Origin of the sequence: Pseudonocardia hydrocarbonoxydans (assembly GCF_006539565.1) — a bacterium.
GTDB classification, from domain to species: Bacteria; Actinomycetota; Actinomycetes; order Mycobacteriales; family Pseudonocardiaceae; genus Pseudonocardia; species Pseudonocardia hydrocarbonoxydans.
In genome coordinates this window covers 215,366-235,927 of record NZ_BJNG01000017.1, presented here as the reverse complement: position 1 = coordinate 235,927, position 20,562 = coordinate 215,366, and the positions used below count along the sequence as shown (strand labels likewise).

Here is a 20,562-nt window from a genome sequence, read left to right as displayed (position 1 = left end):
CCCGGCGGCCACTACCGGTGGTCGGCCTCGTCGAGCCAGGCCCGGATGGCGTCGGTGTGCTCCCCGACCGCGGGGACCGGGCCGAGGCGGGGCGGCCGCCCGGGCAGCGTGATCGGCGGGAGCAGGGTGCGGACCGGGCCGCCGGGGGTGTCGACGGTGGCCCAGCGGTCCCGCGCGGCGAGCTGCGGGTGCTCCAGCACCTCGGCGACCTCGCGTCGGCGGCCGTGCGCGATCCGGGCCGCGGCGAGCCGGTCGACGAGCTCCGCGCCGGTCAGGCCGGCGAGCACGGCGTCGATCTCGGCGTGCAGGGCGGGGCGGTGCTCGACGCGGCGGGCCCCGGTGTCGAAGCGGGGGTCGGCCGCCAGCTCGGGGCGGGCCAGCACGCCCGCGCAGAACGCCGTCCACTCGCGCTCGTTCTGGATCCCCAGCACAACCTCGACGCCGTCGCCTGCGCGGAAGGTGCCGTAGGGGGCGATCGCGGCGTGGCTGGTGCCGGTGCGCCGCGGCGGCTCCCCGCCGCCCGCGGTGTACTGCAGCGGGAAGCCCATCCACTCGACGAGGGAGTCGAACAGGCTGATCTCCAGGTGGGTGCCCTCGCCGGTGCGCTCGCGGTCGTAGAGGGCGGCGAGGATCCCGGAGAAGGCGTACATCCCGGCCCCGATGTCGGCCGCCGGGATGCCGGCCTTCGCGGGCTCCTCCGCGCTGCCGGTCACCGAGACCAGCCCCGCCTCGGACTGGATCAGCAGGTCGTAGGCCTTCGCGTCGCGGTAGGGGCCGTCGGGGCCGTAGCCGGAGATCGAGCAGGTGACCAGGCGCGGGTACCGGGCGCGCAGCGCGTCGGCGCCCAGCCCGAGCCGCTCGGCGGCACCGGGGGCGAAGTTCTGCACGAACACGTCGGCCCGCTCCAGCAGGCGGTGCACGGTGGCGGCGTCGGTCTTGAGGTCGAGCGCCATCGACTCCTTGGACCGGTTGAGCCACACGAAGTGGCTCGACTGGCCGTGCACCGTCGTGTCGTAGCCGCGCGCGAAGTCGCCCTCGCCCGGGCGCTCGATCTTGATGACGCGCGCACCCAGCTCGGCGAGCTGTCGGGTGGCGAACGGCGCGGCGACGGCCTGCTCGCAGGAGACGACCAGGATGTCGTGGAGGGGGAGCACGACCCTATTGTCCTACCCGACAGGATCGGGCGGTGACCATGACGTCGACGGCGCGGTCCCGCCGCGGCCTGCCCGCCCGGACCCGGATCATGGCGTGGTTGCTGCTCCTGCTCACCGCCGCGCTGCTCTCGGTCGTCGTCGTCACCCGCAACCTGCTGCTCGGCACCCTCGACGCGGAGATCACCGCGGACCTCGTGCAGGAGTCCGGCGAGTTCGACGACTTCGCCCGCATCGGCGTCAACCCCGAGACCGGGCGGCCCTTCGCCGACGCCGGGGAGCTGCTCGCCACCCACCTGGAGCGCCAGCGGCCCGGTGACGACGAGGTGCAGGTCGGGGTGTTCGCCGACGGCTCCGCGCCGCAGGCCCAGGGCCTGGCCCGCAACCGGCGCGCGATGACACCCGAGGTGCTGTCGCAGATCCTGGACCCGGCGGCGGGCGACACCGGGCTCGTCGACACCCCCGAGGGCCCCGTCCGGTGGACCCGCACCCTGATCAACCGCGACAGCGCCCGGATCGACGGCTACTTCGTCGTGGGCGAGCTGGTGGCGCCCCAGCGCGCGGTGGTCGACGAGTCGATCCGCACGCTCGCCGTCGTCAGCGGGATCGGGCTGCTGCTCGCCGGCGTCGGGTCCTGGGTGGTGTCCGGGCAGATCCTCGCGCCGATCCGGCTGGTCCGGCGCACCGCCGAGGAGATCACCGAGGACGACCTGACCCGCCGCATCCCGGTCTCGGGCCGCGACGACCTCTCCGCACTCGCCGACCGGTTCAACGACATGCTCGACCGGCTGCAGCGGGCGTTCGCCACCCAGCGCGAGTTCGTCGACGACGCCGGGCACGAGTTGCGCACCCCCATCACGATCATCCGCGGCAACCTGGAGCTGATGGGCCTGGACAACACCCCCGGCGCCCCCGCCGAACGGGCCGAGGTGGTGCGCCTGTGCACCGACGAGCTCGACCGGATGAGCCGCATCGTCGAGGACCTGCTGGTGCTGGCCAGGGCCGAGCGCCCCGACTTCGTCCGGATCGCCCCCGTCGAGCTCGCCGAGCTGACCAGCGACATCGACGCGAAGGTGCGGGCGCTGGCCGACCGGCGCTGGATCCTGGAGAGCTGCGGTGACGGCGAGGTGCGGATCGACGCGCAGCGCGTCACGCAGGCGATGGTGCAGTTCGCCCAGAACGCCGTGCAGCACACCGCCGGGGGCGACGTCATCCGGCTCGGCTCGGCCGTCCGGGGCGGGAGGGTGGAGCTGTGGTCGCCGACACCGGCCCGGGTGTCCGCCCCGAGGACGCCGAGGGGATCTTCGAACGCTTCTCCCGCGGCTCCACCGGGGGCTCGCGCAGCCACCGCACCGGCGCCGGGCTCGGGCTGGCCATCGTCCGCGCCATCGCCGAGGCCCACGGCGGCCGGGTCGGCCTGGTCTCCGTCCCCGGCGAGGGCGCGAGGTTCTGTCTCGAACTGCCGGCGGCGGGCCCGACCCCCTGACGCGTGGCCGTCGCAGAGGCCGCGGTCGGTCGCAGGGGGTGCAACCTGTGCGACGGTGCGGGGGGTGTGCGAGGAGTGTCAGTCGTCGCCGGTCGTGTCGTCGTCCACGTCGTCCACGCCCGGGCCGTCGTCCCCGCCCGGCACGTCATCCCCACCCACGTCGTCGTCCCCGCCCGGACCGTCGTCGTCACCCGGACCGTCGTCGTCACCGGGAGGCGGGCCGGCGGGGGCGGGCGGAGGGCCGGCGGCACCACTCCCGGCGACCCCGACCGGCCCGTCGTCCCCGGCCCCCGGCACCGCTGTGACCAGCACCGCCGTGACCGGCACCGCAGTGACCGGCACCGCCACCGACCGGACGGTCGCCGACCCGGGCCCGGGCAGCGGGACGGGCCCGACCGGGACGGGGACGGGGGCGGGCGCGGTGAGCCCGACGAGACCGTCGAGCCGGGGCGGGAACGCCGGGACCGGGACGTCGTCGGCCCCCTCGATCCGGACCGGGTTCGGGCCGAGCCAGCCGTCGGGGACCGCGAGCGTCGCCAGGCCCAGCGCCAGGGGGAGCGCGACGATCGCGATGGCCACCCCGCGCCGGTTGCCCGGCGCCTGCGGCACGGTGCCCGGCTCGACGGGTGCGGGGTCGACGGGTGCGGGGTCGGGCTCCGTCGGGGTGTCGGGCATCGTCGCAGTGTCCGGTCCGCGGGTGACCACGGCCTGAGCGCAGGATGAGAGGTCTCTCATCCGGGCGGGCCCTCTCGCGCATCGACACCGCCGTCCATCGACACCGCCGCCGAGCGAGGATAGCCTCACCAACATGACGAGCGTGCTGGTTGCGGGACCGCTGCAGTCCACCGTCGCCCGGCTGGACGCGGCGATCGGGTGGCTGACCCTGCGCGTCGGGCTGCCCGAGGACACCACGGGCTGGACGCGCTGCGCCGACGTCGACGCGGCGTTCGTCGCGGACTGGGAGTCGGCGCTGGCCGGGGGCATCGCCCGCACCTACGGCCGCACCCACCCGATGACCGCCACCGGGTTCTGCCTCGACGGGTACGCGGGCATCCCGGGCAACATCGGCGGCGCGACGTTCCGGCTGGCCCGCCGGGTCCCCCGCCTGGACCGCGACTCGCTCGCCTTCTCCCGCGACCCCGTGACGCACCACCCGGACGGGATCGCGCTGCTGGACCCGCGCTTCTGGTGCCTGCCCGGCGACCCCGACGCCGCCGACCCCGCGGCCACCGTCGTCGACGACGAGTGCGCGCTGGCCGGGGTGCTGCGCGCGCAGGTCCGCACGCACGCCGACGCGTTCCTCGCGGGCTACCGCGGCGGCACCCGGCTGCCGCGCCGCGGCCTGCTCGGGGCCTTCTTCGACGGTCTCGACGTCGGGGTCTGGTTCGGCGGCGACCCGGCGGCGCCCGAGGTGGTCGCCGAGGGGGCGGTCGCCCTGCCCGGCGGCGGCACGGAGTTCGGCGCGTCCTCGCTGTACCGGTTCGTCGACGCCCGCGACCGCGCCCACGTCTCCCGGCGCCGCGTAGGTTGCTGTTACTACTTCAAGGTGACCGACGACGGGCGCGCCTGTTCCACCTGCCCCCGCGTCGACGACGCCGAGCGGGTGCAGCGCTACTCGGAGATCGACTGAGAGGGGACGCCGGTGTACGGCCGCGTCGAGCACGTGGAGCAGTTGACCCCGCACATGGTGCGCGTGGTGCTGTCCGGGGAGGGGCTGCGCGGTTTCTCCGCGGGCGAGTTCACCGACCACTACGTCAAGCTGGCGTTCCCGCCGCCCGGCGCCCCGTACCCGGTGCCGTTCGACGCGGCGCAGGTCCGCGCGACGCTGCCGCGCGAGCAGTGGCCGGTGTCGCGGACCTACACCGTGCGGTCCTGGGTCGACGGCCGGCTGACGATCGACTTCGTCGTGCACGGCGACACCGGCGTCGCGGGGCCGTGGGCGCAGGCGGCGCGGCCCGGTGACCTGCTGACCCTGAGCGGGCCCGGCGGCGCCTTCGTCCCCGATCCGGGCGCCGACTGGTACCTGATGGCCGGTGACGAGAGCGCGCTGCCGGCCATCGCCGCGTCCCTGGAGCGGGTCCCCGCGGGCGCGCCCGTGCACGTCTTCCTGGAGGCCGACGGCCCCGACGACGAGGTCGAGCTGTCCAGCCCCGGCGAGCTGACTCTCACCTGGGTGCACCGGAAGCCCGACCCGTCCGCCCCCGACCTGCTGCTGCGCGCGGTCGCGGAGCTGGAGTTCCCGCCGGGGCGGGTGTGCGCCTTCGTGCACGGCGAGGCGGTCGCCACCCGCGCGCTGCGCCGGCACCTGCTCGGGGAGCGCCACGTGCCGCGGGCCGACCTGTCGGTGTCGGGGTACTGGCGGCGCACCTTCACCGAGGACGGCTGGCGGTCGAGCAAGGCCGAGTGGAACCGGGCCGTCGAGCAGGACGTCTGACGCCCACGGTTCAGCGGGCCAGCGCGGCCACCTCCGCCAGCCCGGCGCGCACGCCGTCGAAGAAGAGGTCGGGCTCGGTGACGGCGGCGTCGTCGAGCACGATGCCGACGCACGCGGTGCCGTCGTGGGCCACCATCGTGACGGTCGCGGCACACCCGGCGAGGGGGCCCAGCGGGTAGAGCCGCGTCACCCGGGAGCCGGCGAACCACACCGGGTGCCCGATGCCGGGCACGGACGCCACCTGCACGTCGGCGCCGGACCCGAGCGGCCCGGACGGCCCGGTCGACAGCAGCAGCTCGCGCACCGCCCCGACCCGCTCCCCGACGTCGGCGACGGTCAGCGGCGCGCGCACCACGGCACCGGCCAGCCGTCCCCCGGCGCCGTCCTGCGCCCCGAGCCCGACGGGCAGGCCGAGCCCGACGGTGGCACCGCCGTCCACGTCGATCCCGAAGTGGCGGTGGTACTCGCGCAGCGCGCCGAGGACGGCGGCCAGGAACCCGTCGGTCGGCGACCCGCCCGCGGCCGCCGCCCCCGCCCGCAGCGCGTCCAGCGGGACCTCCAGCACCTCCGCGCGCCGCACGCCCCCGCGCCCGGCCAGCAGCGGGGCGCGGCGGTCCGCGGGATCGTCCGGCGGGGCGAGCACCCGGACGGCGGAGCGGACGAGCCCGCCCACCGTGTCGACGGGGTGGGCCAGCACCTCGGCGCCGAGGCGGGCCAGCGCCCCGGTCGCCGACGGTGCGGCGAGGACCGGGGGCACGGGCGGCTCGGGCCGCTGCGGGTCGTGCTCGGCGGTGCGGCTGTGCAGCATCCCCATCAGCCGCACGGCGCCGACGCCGTCGGTGACGCTGTGGTGGATCTTGACGGCGTACCCGGCCGTGCCGTCCTCGAGCCCCTCCAGGACCAGCGCGGCCCACAGCGGGCGGGTGCGGTCCAGCGGGGCGGCGGCGAACGCGGCGACGGCGTCGAGCAGCTGGCGCCGTGTGCCCGGCGCGGGCAGCGTGACGCGGGTGACGTGGTGGGCGAGGTCGAGGTCGGGCACCCCGGCCCAGACCGGCGGCCCGGCGCCCAGTGCGGGCTCGGCCACGACCTGGCGCATCCGCGGCACCATCCGCGACGCCCACTCGTGCGCGGCGGCGAGGCGGTCCGGGTCGGGCGCGGGGTCGAGCATCTCCAGCAGGGTCAGCGTGGAGCGGGCCGACCCGGTGCGCCACACCGCGGCGGCGTCGGCGTCCATCTCGGTGGCCGTGCCCCACTCCAGCGGCTCCCGCACCGGCCCCGTCGGCCCCGTGGTCACCTCGACGGTGCCGCGCGGCGCGCCGACCTCGCGCTGGTCCAGCACGTCGAGGTAGCCGCCGCGCACCTGCGCCACCCGCGCGTCGAGCTCGTCGACCCGCCAGCCCGCGGTGTCGACCGGCGGCAGGACGGTGACCTGCACCGTGCCCTCGCGGATCGTCGAGGCACCCCGCCACATCAGCTCGCCGGCGTTGTGGATCACGATGGGCACGATCGGCACCCCGGCCTGCATCGCGACGTGGAACGCGCCCTTCTTGAACGGGCCCAGCGCCGGGGTGACGCTGCGGGTGCCCTCCGGCGCGATGACCAGCGAGATCCCCTCCCGCAGCCGCTCGACGGCCGGCTCCAGCGCCGCCTTGGCCGCCGCCGTGTCGCCCCGGTCGACGAACGCGACGTCGGCGAGCCGGAACGCCGCGCCGAACCCGGGGATCGACGCGACCTCCTTCTTCGCCACGGCGGTGAACCCGCCGCGCAGCAGCTTGGCCAGCACGATGACGTCGAGCTGGCTCTGGTGGTTGAACAGGAACACCGCGGGCCGGTGCGACACGAGGTGCTCGGCGCCGTGCACGTCGAGGGTGACCCCGGCCAGCGCGGTGCCGAGGTCGCCCGCCAGCCCCAGCCCGAGGTCGACGGCGTCGCGGCGGCTGCCCTGGCCGAGCAGCCGGTTGACCGTGCCCAGCGCGACACCGGCCCCGAAACCGCCGAGCGTGCCGCCCAGGGCCCCGAGCGTCCTGGCGATCTCCCGGGCCCCGCCGCGCCCGCGCGGGCGGAACCGCGCCACCGGCCAGCCCTGCTCGGCGGCCTCGCGGGCCAGCCCGTCGCCGGGGTTGAGCGCGCGCGGGCGACCGACGGTGCCCAGGAACGGCACGTCCTCGTCGCCGTTGGAGTAGGCGTAGCTGCGTTCCAGGTCGACGCCGTGGGCGGGGGCGAACCCGCGGACCGCGGCGGCCTTGCCCGCGCGCCACAGCGGCGGCCCGCCGGGGCGACCGGTGCACAGCCCGTCGCCGAACTCGACGGGGGTGACCAGCACGTGCTCCACGCCCAGCGCCCGCGCCGCGGGCTCCACCTGGAACCGGGTGGCCGAGGAGGCCAGCACCACGGTGTGCCCGGCGCGGCGGTGCGCGGCGACCAGCCGCCACGCCTCCGGGTACAGCGACCCGGCGACGCCCTGGCGCCACAGCCGCTCCCCCAGCTCGGTGAGCTCCTCCTCGCTGCGCCCGGCCCAGGCGCGCATGCCCAGGACGAAGAAGCGCTCGAAGTCGTCCTCGGTGGTCAGCCCGCGCATGCCGATGAGCAGCATCCGGCCCAGGTCGACCGGCTCGACGTGCCCGGACCGCACGTGGTGGCGGGCGAACGCGCCCAGGGAGAACCCGTCGATCAGGGTGCCGTCGAAGTCGAAGAACGCGCCGATCTCCGGCCCCTGCGGCCCGGCCGCGACGTCGGCGATCAGGTCGGCCTCGCTCCATCCGCCATCAGGGTGCGACACCGACGACCTCCCTCCGCGACGCCGCGTCCAGCTCGTCGATCGTGATCACGCGGGCCAGCACGGCCCGCAGCCTGCTCGCCAGGTCCGCCCGGCGCAGGCCCAGCTCGTCGCGCCCGGGGTCGGTGAGGTCGAGGTTGCCCGCGAGCCGCAGCGCGCCGGCGAACAGCTCCCGCGACAGCGACTCCGGCCCGTGCAGCCTGCCCTGCAGCAGCATCTGCTGCCCGACGCCGGCGCACTCGTCGAGGAACTCCTTCTCGACGACGGGCACGCGCGGGTCGCGGGCGGCGAGCCGCTCGGCCACGACGAGCTGGGCGTCGACGAAGGACCGCAGCACGCGGTGCGCCATGAGGAACGGCGCGCGGGCGAGGACCGCCCGCCCGTCCCGCTCGGTCTCCCACCCCGGGTCCAGCCGCTCCAGCTCGGCGGTGATCCGGGCCCGGAAGGTGTCGCGGTCGGGGAAGAAGAACTCGAACTTCAGCAGGTCGCGCAGGCCGAACGCGACGTCCCAGCGCTCGTCGGGGGGCCCGGCGAGCATCAGCTCGGCCAGCGCCCGGTCGACGAAGTGGTGGATGGCGCTGTTGCGGTAGAAGGCGGCGACCAGGTGCTGGCCGCGTTCGATCGCGTAGACGGGCTCCTCGCCGCCGGAGTACGTCGTCACCACCCTCGACGCGGCGAGTGCGGCCAGTACGCCGCGCAGCCCGGCGTCGGTGTCGAGCGTGTCGCCGGAGTGCGGGAGGTCGCGGTCGAGCACGTAGTCGCGCACCGGCGCCAGCACGGCCCGCACCTGGCCGAGGGTCAGCGCCCGGTCGCGGACGCCCAGCAGCGCGAGCGTGACCAGCGCCGTCGCCATGATCGGGGTGACGCGGTTGATCCCGACGGCCACCTCGAACGCGGCCTTCTGCAGCGCGAGGCGGCGGTCGGGCTCCGCGTCCAGGGCGGCGCGCAGCGAGATCGGCTCGGCGAAGCGCACCTGCGCCGTGCCGATCTGGCTGAGCTGCGCCTTGGCGTAGCGGGCGAGCCACGCCAGCCCCTCGCCCTTCTTCACCGCGCCGGCCTGCTCGGCGGCCATCGCGGCCACCTCGCGGAGCTGGTCGTAGGTGATCGACACCGGGACCAGGTGGACGTCGGAGACGCGGTCGCGCTCCACCGCCTCGGCCACGTTGGCCAGCAGCCCGAACCGCGGCGGGCGCAGCTTGCCGGTGCGCGAGCGGCCGCCCTCCATGTACCACTCCAGGTTGAACCGCTTGGACAGTAGGAACCCGAAGTACTCGCGCACGGCGAGCTTGTAGACCTCGTCGTCGCCGAAGGTGCGCCGGATGAACACCACCCCGGCGCGCTTGGCGACCGGCCCGACCGGCCAGAACCGCAGGTTCTCCCCGCCCAGGACGTGGTTGCGCGGGAAGTCGTGCTCGGCCAGGACGTCGGCGAGCAGCAGCGGGTCGGCGTAGGAGCGATGGCTGGGCAGGAACACCAGCGCGTCGCGGCGGTTGAGCTCGCGCAGCCGCTCCAGCCCCGCGGTGTCGACCTGCACGTCCCACGCGCGGGCGTGCAGCGGACGCAGCGCGCCGGTGAGCAGGTCGACCGCCATCGGGCTCATCGACGCGACGAGCTCCTGGAGCGCATCGTGCGCCTTCGCGGTGATCTCGGCCTCGGGCAGCTCCAGCCGCTCCGCGAGCGCCGCGACCTCGCGCCGGAACGACGGGTCGTCCTCGATCATCTCGACGATCTGCTTGGGCACCTTGTAGCGGTCGCCCACCAGGGCCCGCTCGGCCCGTTCCAGTGCCAGGACGGCCTGCCCGGCGACGAACCGGCCCAGGTCACCGCCGCCGCCGTGCCGGGCCCGCAGCTCCGCGACGGTGGCCGGCTCCGCGACCACGACCGGCGCGCGGTCGGGCTCGCGCCGGGCGATCCGGGCCTGCTGGTGCGCGGGCGGGTGGCGCGGGTCGGTGAACGACGCGAGATCGGCCCAGCGGACGCGGCGGACGCCGTTGCGCTCGCGCGGCAGCCACGCCACCCGGGCCGCCGTGACGACCGTGGCACCGTCGGCGTCGGCCAGCGGCCGGGTGAGCGCGGGGCCGTGCAGCGGCAGCACCCGCACCGGGTCGAGCCCGCTGTCCTGTGCCCAGCGCGAGATGAGCTCCCGCTCGACCGCGGTCGAGGCCTGCACCAGCAGGATCGTCGGCGCCCCGGGACCGCCGGCCGCCCCGGGCGGCACCGGGCCGGCCTCCGTCGCGAGTCCCATGCGCGCCCCCTCCGTGTGTCCCGTGCCGACGATCGGGCCCATCCTGTCTCATCCCGTGACGGCGGTCACCCACCGGTGATCACGCGGAGCGTTCCGCGGAACGCTCCGTGCCGGAAACGTCCGACCTCCGTGCGAGTGTGACGAACATCTGTTCTAACGCACGGCCCGGAGGTCCTCGTGCCGCACCCCACCCTCTCCTCCCCCGCCGTCCCCTCCACCGCGGGCTCGCCGACGAGGACGCTGCCCCGGCTCGAGGCGGAGCTGCTCGGCCTCGCGGGGCACCTGGCCGCCGCCCAGTGCCGCTTCCTGCGCCTGCTCGCCGAGTTCGACGACCGCGCCGGCTGGGCCGGGCCGGGGATGAGATCGTGCGCCCACTGGCTGACCTGGCGGATCGGGATGAGCCTGCGCACCGCGCACGAGCACGTCCGGGTGGCCCACGCGCTGCGGCGGCTGCCGCTGATCGACGAGGCGTTCGCCGAGGGGCGCATCTCCTACTCCAAGGTGCGGGCGATCACCCGGGTCGCGGTGCCCCCACCCGACGACCCCACGCCCACCGGGACCGCCGGCTCCGACACGGCCGGGGACGGGGCCTCCGAGGACGCCTCCGCGGACGCGGCCGCGGCACCGAACGTCGACCAGCCGGCCGGTGGACCCGTCGGCACACCCGGCGGCCCCGAGCCGGCCGCGAACACCGAACGGACCCTGCTCCAGCTGGCCCTCGCGGGAACCGCGAGCCACGTCGAGACCGTCGTCCGGGGCGCCCGGCGGATGCAGGCCGACCCGGCCCGGCCGGTCCTGCGCAGGTCGCTCACCTGGCGTCGGGCCGACGACGGCTCCCTGGTCCTCACCGCCCGGCTCGCCCCGGCCGACGGGGCCGCCCTGATCGCCGCGGTCGACGCGGCGGCGGGCCCGGCTCCGGCGCCCGTCCGCCATCCGGTCCCGTCCTCTCCTCCCGCCTGGCGTGAACGCGCCGACGCGGAGTACCCGGGTGTCGCGACCGACCGTCTCGCGGCGCGCCGGGCCGACGCCCTGCTGGCGCTGGTCACCGCGGCGGCCGACCCGGCGCCCGAAAGCCCGCCGGGCCCGCCGCGGCGTGCGGTGCTGCGCGGCCGGGCGGACGTCGTGGTGCACATCGAGGCCGGGGAGGGCGGCGCCGCGATCGTCGGCGGACCGGAGATCGCCCCGGCCACCGCCGAGCGCCTGGCCTGCGACGCCCGGGCCCGGGTGCTGCTGAGCGACCGGCGGGGCAACCGGCTGCACCTCGGTCGGCGCCGGCGGCTGGCGTCCCCCGCCCAGATCGCCGCGCTCACCGTCCGCGACGGCGGCCGGTGCCGGTTCGCCGGATGCGCACAGGACCGGCACCTGCACGCCCACCACGTGGTGCACTGGCTGCGTGGGGGTCCCACCGACGTCGACAACCTGGTCCTGCTCTGCGGCTTCCACCACACGCTCGTCCACGAGCGCGGGTACGGCATCCGGCGCTCGGGCGACGGGTGGGCGTCGCTGCGACCCGACGGCACACAGGTCCCCCCGGTCGGCGAGCCGCTGGTGGGTGACGTCGAGGGCCTGATCGAGACGCACGCCCGTGCACAGCTCCGGATCGACCCCGCCGGCCTCACCCCGGAGTGGGCGGGCGAGCGCCTCGACCGGCACGCGATCCTCGCCCACCTGCTCCGCCCCACCGGTGACCCCGGCGACGACCCGGACGCGGACGAGACCGAACCGGACGGAACGGGGCCGGACCGGACGGGGCCGGACCGGAGGGGCAGCGCGGCCTGACCGCGGCACGCCGTGCCCGGCAGCGGGCCCGGCCGCCGCGTTCCGCGGAACACCGCGCCGCCTGCCCGGACCCGGGTGACGGCGGGGGCCGGGCCGGGAAACGGGTCGCACGATCGGGTGATCAGGGCGGTAGGGTCGGCGCCCGTCATCGCCCCGCCGGGCGTCGTCGGAGAAGTCGGAGAGCCCGTGAAGGTCGCGCACCTGGTCCCCACCCTGCACCCCGGAGGCCCGGAGACCGGCCTCGTCGACCTGGCCGAGGTGGCGCCCCGGGCCGGGCTGGAGCTGATGGTCGTCGCGCTGTCGACGACCTCGGACACCACGCAGGTGAGTGCACTGAGGCGGCGCGGCGTACCGGTCGCGGAGCTCGGTCTGGCCCCCTACGACCCGCGGGCGGCGGGACGCGTGGCGCGGGCCCTGCGTGAGCGCGGCGCGGAGCTGGTCCACACCCACCTGCCGCACGCCGACGTGGTGGGGGCCGCGGCGGCGCTGCGGATGCGGGTGCCCGCGGTGTCGACCCTGCACCACATCGAGAACGAGCCGGCCGACCGCCTCGACCGGCTCCGGCGCACCGCGCGGATCCTGGCGCGGCAGCGGTTCATGGCGCGCACGGTGGCGATCTCCCGGACCCAGCGCGAGTGGTACCGCGGCCTCGGCGGCCCGGCGGGCGACATCGTCGTGCTGCCCGACGGCGTGGTCGACCCGCCGCCGGTCGACCCGGCCGAGCGGGACCGGGTGCGGGCCGTCCTGGAGGTCGCCGACGGCGAGGCGCTGGCCCTGTCCACGGCCCCGATGCGCCGCGACGCGGGCCACGAGCTGCTGCTCGACGCCGTCGAGCTGCTCCCCGCGACCTCGCCGCTGACGGTCGCGCTCGCCGCCGACGGCCCGCTGCGCCCGTGGCTGGAGTCGCGGGTGGCGGCCTCCGACGCCCTGCGCGACCGCGTGCGGTTCGTGCACCGGGGCCAGGACCCGGCGGTCCTGCTGGGCTCGGCGGATCTGGTGCTGCACACCAGCGCGTCGGGGGCGCTGCCGACCGCGCTGCTGCGGGCCATGGCGGCCGGGGTGCCCGCGGTCGCGACCCGCGTCGGCGGTGTGCCGGAGGTCGTCACGTCCGCGACGGGGGTGCTGGTGCCGCTGCGTCCCGGCCCGATCGCCGACGCCCTCGCCGCCCTCGCCACCGACCCGGACCGGCGCGCCCGCCTGGGCACGGCCGCCCGGGAGCGCTACCTCGCCGAGTTCGAGGCCGTCGGCTGGGCGCAGCGGCTGCGCGGCCTCTACGACGAGGTGCTGGCGTGACGGTCACCCTGCACCCCGCCACCGCCGACGACCTCCCGGCCCTGGCGACCGCCGACGGGCGCGCGTTCGGCCTCGACTACGAGCCGCAGGACCTCGAGGACCTGCGGCTGATCATCGACCCGGAGCGGTTCGTGCTCGCCCGGTCCGAGGGGGCGATCGTGGGCGCCGCAGGGTCCTACGCGCTGCACGTCACCCCGCCCGGCGGGGCCCGGTCCCGGCCGAGGGCGTGACCTGGGTGTCGGTGGCGGCCACCCACCGCCGCCGCGGCATCCTGCGCGCCATGATGGGCGAGCTGCACGGGCGCTACGCGGGAGCGGGCACCCCGCTCGCGCTGCTCACCGCGAGCGCAGGCGGGATCTACGACCGCTTCGGCTACGGGGTCGCCACGCTCGACCGGTGGGTCGAGATCGACCGGCCGCGCGCCGTCCTGCGCCCGGGCACGCCCGACCCGCGCGGGGTGCGCTTCGCCGACACCGAGGAGGTGGCGCAGCGGGTCCCGGACATCCACCGGCGCTGGTGCGCGGGGCGCCCGGGCGCGGTCTCGCGCAGCGACCGGTGGTGGGAGCTGGTGCTGCTCGACCGGCCCCACCAGCGCCGCGGCGGCACGGCCCGGTTCCACCTGCTGCACGAGGACGGGTACGTCGGCTACCGGATGGACTCCGGGGTCTGCCGGATCGCCGACTTCTTCGCCGTCACCGACGAGGCGCACGCCGCCCTGTGGCGCGTCCTGCTGGCCATGGACCCGGTGTCGACGATCGCCACCCGGGCCGTCACCGACGACGACCCGCTGCGCTGGATGCTCACCGACGCCCGCGCGATCCGCACCACGTCGGTCGCCGACGACGTGTGGGCCCGCGTCCTGGACACCCCGGCCGTGCTCGCCGCCCGCCGCTACGCCGTCGAGATCGACGTGGTGCTGCAGGTGCACGATCCCGACGGGTACGCGGGCGGCCGGTTCCGGCTGCGCGGCGGGCCGGACGGCGCCGTGTGCGAGCCCACCGACGCCGCGGCCGACGTGCACACCGACGTGCCCGCGCTCGGGGCGCTCGCCCTCGGCGGGGTGCGGGCGCACACGACGGCCCGGGCGGGCCGGATCACCGCGGACGACCCGGCCCTGCTGCGCCGGTTCGACGCCGCCTGCCGGGCCGATCGCGAGCCGTACGCCGGGACGAGCTTCTGACCCCGGCCGGCCCGCTGGGCAGTGGCAGAGTGGCCCGGGTGGACGAGACCGACGGGACCGGGACGCGGCCGATCGAGGACGGGCTGGTGCGCGACTTCACGCGGAACCTGTCCTACGGCGCCTACCTGCACCTGCCCGAGCTGCTATCGGCCCAGCACCCGGTCAGCCGCCCGGAGCACCACGACGAGCTGCTGTTCATCGTCCAGCACCAGACCTCGGAGCTGTGGCTCAAGCTCGTCCTGCACGAGCTGCGCGCGGTCTGCGACCACCTCGCCGCCGACGCGCTGCGCCCCGCGCTCAAGGGGCTCGCGCGCGTCAAGCACATCCAGCGCCAGCTCACCGAGCAGTGGTCGGTGCTGGCCACCCTCACGCCCTCGGAGTACGCGGAGTTCCGCAGCTTCCTCGGCACCTCGTCGGGCTTCCAGTCCGTCCAGTACCGGGCCGTGGAGTTCGCGCTGGGCCACAAGGACGCCGCGATGCTGCGCTTCGTCGACGACGACCCCGCCGCCCGCGCCCTGCTCGCCGACCAGCTGGCCCGCCCCGGCCTCTACGACGAGTTCCTGCGCCTGCTCGCCCGCCGCGGCCACGACGTGCCCGCGGCGCTGCTGGAGCGCGACGTCACCCGCGCCCACGAGTTCTGCCCGGAGCTGGTGCCGGTGTTCCGGCGGATCTACGAGGACGCGAGCGGGTTCTGGGAGGCCTACGAGGCCTGCGAGGAGCTCGTCGACCTGGAGGAGAACGTGCAGCTGTGGCGGTTCCGGCACCTCAAGACCGTCGAGCGGGTGATCGGGACGAAACAGGGCACGGGCGGGTCGAGCGGGGTCGGGTTCCTGCGCCGGGCCCTGGACATCACGTTCTTCCCGGAGCTGTACGCGGTGCGCACGGAGATCGGGTCGTGAGGGCCCGCGCGCAGGAGCTGGACGCCGCCGACCCGCTGGCCGCGTTCCGCGACCGGTTCCTGCCCGCCCCCGGCGTCGTCGCCTACCTCGACGGCAACTCGCTGGGCCGCCCGGTCGCCGGCGTCGCCGACCGGCTCGACGACTTCGTGCGCCGGGAGTGGGCGGGGCGGCTGATCCGGGGCTGGACGGAGGGCTGGATGCAGTGGCCCGAGCAGGTCGGCGACCGGATCGCCGCCGCCGCGCTGGGCGCGGCGCCCGGCCAGACCGTGCTGGCCGACTCCACGACGGTGCTGCTCTACAAGCTGGCCCGCGCCGCGGTGGACCACGACCCGGCCCGCCGCGAGATCGTGATCGGCACCGACGACTTCCCCACCGACCGCTACGTCGCCGAGGGCATCGCCGCCGAGCGCGGCGCGCGGCTGCGCTGGATCGAGACCGACCCTGCCACCGGGATCACCGCCGAGCAGGTCGCCGCGGCCGTCGGTCCGGACACCGCGCTGGTGCTCGCCAGCCACGTGGCCTACCGCTCGGGCTGGATCGCCGACGCCGCCGCGATCACCGCGCTCGTCCACGACGCGGGCGCGCTGGTGCTGTGGGACCTGAGCCACTCGGTCGGGTCGGTCGAGCTGGAGCTGGACGCGTGGGGCGTCGACCTGGCGGTGGGCTGCACCTACAAGTACCTGTGCGGGGGCCCCGGCTCCCCCGCGTTCGGCTACGTCCGCCGTGGCCTGCACGACCGGCTGCGCCAGCCCGTGCAGGGCTGGATGGGCCGCCACGACCCGTTCACGATGGGGCCCGGGTACACCCCGGCCGCGGGCGTGCGCGGGATCGTCAGCGGCACCCCGCCGATCCTGGCCGCCGTGCCGCTGCTGGCCGGCCTGGAGCTGCTGGAGGAGGCCGGGATCGCGGCGGTGCGGGCCAAGTCGCGGGCGCTGACGGCGTATGCGCTCGAGCTCGTCGACGCCTGGCTGCCCGGCGTCGAGCTGGTGTCCCCGCGCGACCCGGAGCGCCGCGGCGGGCACCTGACGATCCGCCGCCCCGGCTTCCGCGAGGTCGTCGACACGCTGTGGGAGCGCGGGGTGATCCCCGACCACCGCGAGCCCGACGGCATCCGGATCGGCCTCGCCCCGCTGTCCACGGGCTTCACCGAGGTGCACGACGGGCTGGCGGTCCTGCGCGAGGTCGTGGCGGCACGTGAGCGCGCCGGGGACATGACAGGGTGACCGCCATGCAGACGGTGGCGGTGGTGACGGGCGCGGCCCGGGGTTTCGGACGGGAGATCGCGCGGCGGCTGGTGGCGCGCGGGCACCGGGTGGTGATCACCGACCTCGACGCGTCCGCGGTCGACACCGCGGCCGCCGAGCTGGGTGCCACCGGGATCGTGGCCGACGCGCGGCTGGCCGCCGACCACGACCGCGTCGCCGCCGAGGCGGCCGGGCTGGGCACCGTCGGGGTGTGGGTGAACAACGCCGGCGTGCTGCGCGCGGGCAAGGTGTGGGAGCAGGACGCCGCCGACATCGCGCTGATGGTCGACGCCAACCTCAACGGCGTGATCCACGGCTCGCGCGCGGCGATCGGGGTGCTGCGCGGGCGCGGCGGGCACCTGCTCAACATCGCGTCGATGTCGGCGCACGGGCCGGTCCCCGGGCTCGCGGTGTACGCGGCGACCAAGTCGGCGGTGCTCAACTTCAGCGTCAGCCTGCAGGGCGACCTCGACCTCGAGGGGATCCCGGTGCGGGTGCACGCGCTGTGCCCCGACGCCGCGGACACCACCATGGTCCGCGCCGAGCAGGGCAGCAGCGACACCGCGATCCTGCACTCGCAGAAGGCGCTGCTCACCCCGGACGCGGTGGCCGACGCCGCGGTGGCGATGCTCGACGGCGACCGCCTGGTCCGTTCGCTGCCCGCCTACCGCGCGGCGCTGGCCCGCACCGGCGCGGTGCTGCCGCGGGTCGGGCTGCCGGTGCTGGCCCGGATGCGGGCGCAGGGCGAGCGGCGCCGGGTCGCGGGATCGTGAGGGTCGGGGGCTCGTGAGACCGGCCCGGCGCCACGACCACGACGCCGGGGGCGACCCGGACCTGCTGCGCGCGAAGGCCGACCTGCGCGAACAGGTGTGGACGGCCCTGATCGACGGCGGGGTCGCCCGCTTCCCCGGCGCCCGCAACCGGATCTCGAACTTCACCGGGGCCGAGGCCGCGGCGCAGCGGCTGCGGTCCACCGACGCCTGGGCCGCGGCGCGGACGCTCAAGGCCAACCCCGACTCCGCGCAGCTCCCGGTCCGGCAGCGCGCGCTGGAGGACGGCCGCACCGTCTACATGGCCGTGCCCCGGCTGGCCGAGCCCGACCCGTTCTTCCTGCTCGACCCCGACCACCTCGCCGACCCGCCCCGCCGGGCGGCGTCCATCGCGGGCGCCACCCGGTCGGCGCGCCGGGTCGCGGTGGCCGATCTCGAACCGGTCGACCTCGTCGTCACCGGCTGCGTCGCGGTCGGGGAGGACGGGGCCCGGCTCGGCAAGGGCGGCGGCTTCGCCGATCTCGAGTTCGCCCTCGCCCACGCGGCCGGCCTGATCGGGCCGCGCACGCTCGTCGTCACCACGGTGCACGAGCTGCAGGTCCGCCCGGCCGGCACCGTCCCCACCGCGTCGCACGACGCCCCGGTCGACCTGGTGGTCACCCCCGACCGGGTGATCGACTGCCGGGGCCGCCGTGCCGACCGCCCCACCGGCGGCATCCGGTGGTCGGAGCTGACCGAGGAGAAGATCGCGGCGATCCCGCTGCTCGGGCGCCTGCGGGCCCTCCGGTGACCCCGATGGGTCGGTGGTGGCGACCCGCCCTGCTCGGCGCCCTCGTCGTGGTGGCCGCCGCCGTCGCGCTGACGGTCGGGGTGCCGCCGGTCGCGGAGGTCCGTGCTGCCGTCACCGGAGCCGGGTGGGCCGGGCCGGTGCTGTACGCCGCGCTCTACGCGGGCCTGTCGCTGACGCCGGTGCCCGCCACCGTGCTGAGCGTCGGCGCCGGGGTGCTGTTCGGCTGGGCGGTCGGCGTCCCGGTGGTCATGGCCGGGGCGTTCACCGGCGCGACGATCGGGTTCCTGCTGGCCCGCCACCTCGGGCGGGCCGCGCTCGACGGCGTCGGCGGCGAACGGCTCGCCCGCCTCGACTCGCTGCTGCGACATCACGGCCTGGTCGCCGTACTGGTCGTCCGGACGGTGCCGGTCCTGCCGTTCGCCGTCGTCAACATGGCGTGCGGCCTGTCGGGGCTGCGCACCCGCGACTACCTCGTCGGCACCGCCGTCGGGATGCTCCCGGCCGTCACCGCGTTCGTGGGCGTCGGCGCGTACGGCACCGACCCGGGATCGCTGCCGTTCCTGCTCTCCGCGGGAGGGCTGGCCCTGCTCCTGGTGGGCGGTGCCGTGATCGCGCGACGGCGGCGCCTCACCTGAGCCGGATCAGTCGTCGTCGGGATCCGCGCCGGGCCCGTTCCACTCCCGGTCGGCCCGGTCGTTGGCCTCGGTGCGCTCCCGGGCGATCTCCAGCGCCCTGGCCGCGGACTCCCGGTCCGGGTAGGGACCGAGCCGGTCGGCCGCCCGCACTCCGTCGTCGGCGGACACGACCCGGCCGTCGATGAGGCTGTAGTACCACTCCTCGTCACTCATGCCGTGCAGAATGCACCAATGGCGACGGCGGTGCTGGTGGGTGGTCCGTGGGACGGGCACACCGAGGAGGTGGCGCTCGACGACGAGGGGCTGCCGCCGCGGCTGCTCCCCCGCTTCCGGGACACCACCATCTACACCGAGGACACCGGGTACATGCCGGTGCGCATCCCCGAGCGGGCCTACCGGCTCCGCGACACGTCGCCGTCGGAGTCCGGCACCTGGCTCTACGAGCCCGACCTCGACGACCCGCTCGCCTAACGAGCGGCCCTAAGCCGCCCCCGCCGGGGCGGACCCGCACGACGACCTCGGTGTCTGTCACCGACTCGACCCCGACCGCGAAACCTTCGACCTGGGTCTCCCCGCCGGCCGGCACCGTGACGGTCTGCCCGGCGACCTGAATCGTGGCCTGCCGGCGTCTACGCCGACACTCCCAGGACCGACACCGACGCGTCGCCGGAGGGGGTAACGTGTCGGTGTAGCAGTCGAGGCTGCAGTCCGTGTTCGAGCCACGGTCAAGCAACCGATCCACTCCAGTCCAAGGTTGCCGGTGGACCAGATTTGGGACCGTGCTCTAGGGTGCGAACCCGCTAATCGTGCACAGTATGAGGTAATTGAACGCTTGGGGGCCGAACGTTCGATGGCGGAAGCAACAGCCGACCTTGTCGCTCGAAGAATTTCCATCGAGACGACCGCACGTATGGCTAGCTGGCATCTGCCTGAAGGGTTAAGATTTACCTCCGCCGAACCGGCAAGAGACGGAAGTTGGCCTATCACTGCAAAATTTTGGCACCCGTCATGGAATGATGTTTTTGAAGTAGTGATTGACAAGCAGCCATTTCTGCATGATCGCTTAGAAATACGAGTCCAGGCCGCGCTGAGCTTGATTCGAGCACATCTCGAAGAGAAGTTCTACAGTAACGCCAAGTAATTCAAGTGTTGCCATAAGCGCGACGTCTTCGATGATCGGCGCCACGGAGCCATTACACAGTAGTGCCGTGGGTTGATTTTGCAGAGGCGGGGACCGCGGTCACCGTCTTCGCGGCCCGCTCGCCCAGGCCGCACTAGCGGGAGTGGGCGACGCTGTCCTTCGGCAGGAAGCCTCGCTTGACGGCAAGATCGACACGTGGTTAAGATCACCTTCTTCGATGGCGACGGTGATCCAAGTGGGGGGCACATGTTCCGAGGGTTACGCCTGTTCCCAATCGTGGCAATGATTGCTGCTTCTGCTGCCATTCTGGCGCCATCAGCGTCTGCGAGCCCTGCGATTGAGTGCGGGACGCTTGCGTCCGAGACGATTGCCAAAACATATGTCTCCCCAAGATCAACATGGACCCTTCGGTGCGGCACCACCCGATACGGATATCGTCACATCTCTTCCCGATGGACCAGTGACCCAAACTTCGATGACAAGATCAGAGTGACACTATCCTATGGCAGTTTCAAGCGCGAAGGAAATGCAGTCACTTACCAATGCACCAGGGTACTCGTAAACTGTAAAGGGTACATTTTCAGAGTTGTCCACGAGAATAGCCCGTTTGCCGATGGCAGAGCACAGGGAATCATCACTGCCTACAATAATTAGCCAACGCCGCGCCGGCTTCCCACGCCCTCCGGCATACGCTTAACCGATCCGCAGTCCGGGCGCGAGGGTCTTCGAGGCGCTCTCG

Annotated in this window: 18 protein-coding genes; 14 read left to right on the top strand and 4 right to left on the bottom strand. The window is 75.2% G+C overall.

Going from position 1 to position 20,562, the window contains the following annotated elements; all coding sequences use genetic code 11:
- Positions 1-11: 11 nt before the first annotated feature.
- A complete protein-coding gene (locus tag PHY01_RS12295) occupies positions 12-1,154 on the bottom strand; it encodes a CaiB/BaiF CoA transferase family protein (protein WP_141278722.1) in 1,143 nt (380 codons plus the stop codon).
- Between the two features lie 38 nt (positions 1,155-1,192).
- On the opposite strand from PHY01_RS12295, the gene PHY01_RS28355 reads away from it, so the two are divergent.
- The 3 genes from PHY01_RS28355 to PHY01_RS12275 all read left to right on the top strand — a co-directional run bounded on the left by PHY01_RS28355 (position 1,193) and on the right by PHY01_RS12275 (position 5,071).
- The gene (locus PHY01_RS28355) at positions 1,193-3,349 is read left to right on the top strand and encodes a sensor histidine kinase (RefSeq protein ID WP_440590672.1); all 2,157 of its coding nucleotides are present in this window, start codon (positions 1,193-1,195) and stop codon (positions 3,347-3,349) included.
- A 96-nt stretch (positions 3,350-3,445) separates the two neighbouring features.
- Complete coding sequence (locus PHY01_RS12280; protein WP_141278720.1) at positions 3,446-4,267, top strand: (2Fe-2S)-binding protein; 822 nt, start codon at positions 3,446-3,448, stop codon at positions 4,265-4,267.
- Positions 4,268-4,279: 12 nt separating this feature from the next.
- On the top strand, positions 4,280-5,071 hold the full coding sequence (locus PHY01_RS12275) for a siderophore-interacting protein (protein ID WP_281283623.1): 792 nt from the start codon (positions 4,280-4,282) through the stop codon (positions 5,069-5,071).
- Between the two features lie 10 nt (positions 5,072-5,081).
- On the opposite strand, the gene PHY01_RS12270 is transcribed toward PHY01_RS12275, so the two are convergent.
- Together PHY01_RS12270 and PHY01_RS12265 are read right to left on the bottom strand one after the other, a co-directional pair.
- Complete coding sequence (locus PHY01_RS12270; RefSeq protein ID WP_141278719.1) at positions 5,082-7,850, bottom strand: HAD-IB family hydrolase; 2,769 nt, start codon at positions 7,848-7,850, stop codon at positions 5,082-5,084.
- Complete coding sequence (locus tag PHY01_RS12265) at positions 7,837-10,092, bottom strand: glycerol-3-phosphate 1-O-acyltransferase (protein ID WP_141278718.1); 2,256 nt, start codon at positions 10,090-10,092, stop codon at positions 7,837-7,839. The genes PHY01_RS12270 and PHY01_RS12265 overlap by 14 nt, the downstream gene beginning before the upstream one ends.
- 177 nt (positions 10,093-10,269) lie before the next feature.
- Between PHY01_RS12265 and PHY01_RS27100 the strand changes: the two genes are divergently transcribed.
- The 9 genes from PHY01_RS27100 to PHY01_RS12220 all read left to right on the top strand — a co-directional run bounded on the left by PHY01_RS27100 (position 10,270) and on the right by PHY01_RS12220 (position 18,682).
- Entirely contained in the window at positions 10,270-11,871 is a 1,602-nt protein-coding gene (locus tag PHY01_RS27100; RefSeq protein WP_141278717.1) for an HNH endonuclease signature motif containing protein, read from the top strand.
- Positions 11,872-12,057: 186 nt separating this feature from the next.
- Positions 12,058-13,164 carry a glycosyltransferase gene (locus tag PHY01_RS12255; protein ID WP_141278716.1) on the top strand — a complete coding sequence of 369 codons (1,107 nt, stop codon included), beginning with the start codon at positions 12,058-12,060 and terminating at the stop codon, positions 13,162-13,164.
- Positions 13,161-13,394: a GNAT family N-acetyltransferase gene (locus PHY01_RS12250; RefSeq protein ID WP_141278715.1), complete on the top strand. Its 234-nt coding sequence runs from the start codon at positions 13,161-13,163 to the stop codon at positions 13,392-13,394. Before PHY01_RS12255 ends, PHY01_RS12250 begins: the two co-directional genes overlap by 4 nt.
- On the top strand, positions 13,391-14,344 hold the full coding sequence (locus PHY01_RS12245) for a GNAT family N-acetyltransferase (protein WP_141278714.1): 954 nt from the start codon (positions 13,391-13,393) through the stop codon (positions 14,342-14,344). The genes PHY01_RS12250 and PHY01_RS12245 overlap by 4 nt, the downstream gene beginning before the upstream one ends.
- A 38-nt stretch (positions 14,345-14,382) precedes the next feature.
- A complete protein-coding gene (locus PHY01_RS12240; protein WP_218030123.1) occupies positions 14,383-15,243 on the top strand; it encodes a tryptophan 2,3-dioxygenase in 861 nt (286 codons plus the stop codon).
- Positions 15,240-16,466, top strand: coding sequence for a kynureninase (locus tag PHY01_RS12235; RefSeq protein WP_141278713.1), 1,227 nt, complete (start codon positions 15,240-15,242; stop codon positions 16,464-16,466). The genes PHY01_RS12240 and PHY01_RS12235 overlap by 4 nt, the downstream gene beginning before the upstream one ends.
- Before the next feature lie 5 nt (positions 16,467-16,471).
- Entirely contained in the window at positions 16,472-17,260 is a 789-nt protein-coding gene (locus tag PHY01_RS12230) for an SDR family oxidoreductase (protein WP_141278712.1), read from the top strand.
- Between the two features lie 13 nt (positions 17,261-17,273).
- Positions 17,274-18,047, top strand: coding sequence for a 5-formyltetrahydrofolate cyclo-ligase (locus PHY01_RS12225; RefSeq protein ID WP_141278711.1), 774 nt, complete (start codon positions 17,274-17,276; stop codon positions 18,045-18,047).
- A gap of 5 nt (positions 18,048-18,052) precedes the next feature.
- Positions 18,053-18,682 carry a TVP38/TMEM64 family protein gene (locus tag PHY01_RS12220; RefSeq protein WP_141278710.1) on the top strand — a complete coding sequence of 210 codons (630 nt, stop codon included), beginning with the start codon at positions 18,053-18,055 and terminating at the stop codon, positions 18,680-18,682.
- A gap of 6 nt (positions 18,683-18,688) precedes the next feature.
- On the opposite strand, the gene PHY01_RS12215 is transcribed toward PHY01_RS12220, so the two are convergent.
- Entirely contained in the window at positions 18,689-18,895 is a 207-nt protein-coding gene (locus tag PHY01_RS12215) for a hypothetical protein (RefSeq protein WP_141278709.1), read from the bottom strand.
- An 18-nt stretch (positions 18,896-18,913) separates the two neighbouring features.
- On the opposite strand from PHY01_RS12215, the gene PHY01_RS12210 reads away from it, so the two are divergent.
- Positions 18,914-19,153 (top strand): hypothetical protein, encoded by a 240-nt coding sequence (locus tag PHY01_RS12210; protein WP_141278708.1) that lies wholly within the window; start codon positions 18,914-18,916, stop codon positions 19,151-19,153.
- 289 nt (positions 19,154-19,442) lie between these two features.
- Entirely contained in the window at positions 19,443-19,823 is a 381-nt protein-coding gene (locus tag PHY01_RS12205; RefSeq protein WP_141278707.1) for a hypothetical protein, read from the top strand.
- Positions 19,824-20,562 lie beyond the last annotated feature (739 nt).

Coding starts and splice junctions, on each gene's coding strand:
- PHY01_RS28355 (WP_440590672.1), top strand. CDS start 1,193: ATGACGTCGACGGCGCGGTCCCGCCGCGGCCTGCCCGCCCGGACCCGG.
- PHY01_RS12280 (WP_141278720.1), top strand. CDS start 3,446: ATGACGAGCGTGCTGGTTGCGGGACCGCTGCAGTCCACCGTCGCCCGG.
- PHY01_RS12265 (WP_141278718.1), bottom strand. CDS start 10,092: ATGGGACTCGCGACGGAGGCCGGCCCGGTGCCGCCCGGGGCGGCCGGC.
- PHY01_RS12230 (WP_141278712.1), top strand. CDS start 16,472: ATGCAGACGGTGGCGGTGGTGACGGGCGCGGCCCGGGGTTTCGGACGG.
- PHY01_RS12220 (WP_141278710.1), top strand. CDS start 18,053: ATGGGTCGGTGGTGGCGACCCGCCCTGCTCGGCGCCCTCGTCGTGGTG.
- PHY01_RS12215 (WP_141278709.1), bottom strand. CDS start 18,895: ATGAGTGACGAGGAGTGGTACTACAGCCTCATCGACGGCCGGGTCGTG.
- PHY01_RS12210 (WP_141278708.1), top strand. CDS start 18,914: ATGGCGACGGCGGTGCTGGTGGGTGGTCCGTGGGACGGGCACACCGAG.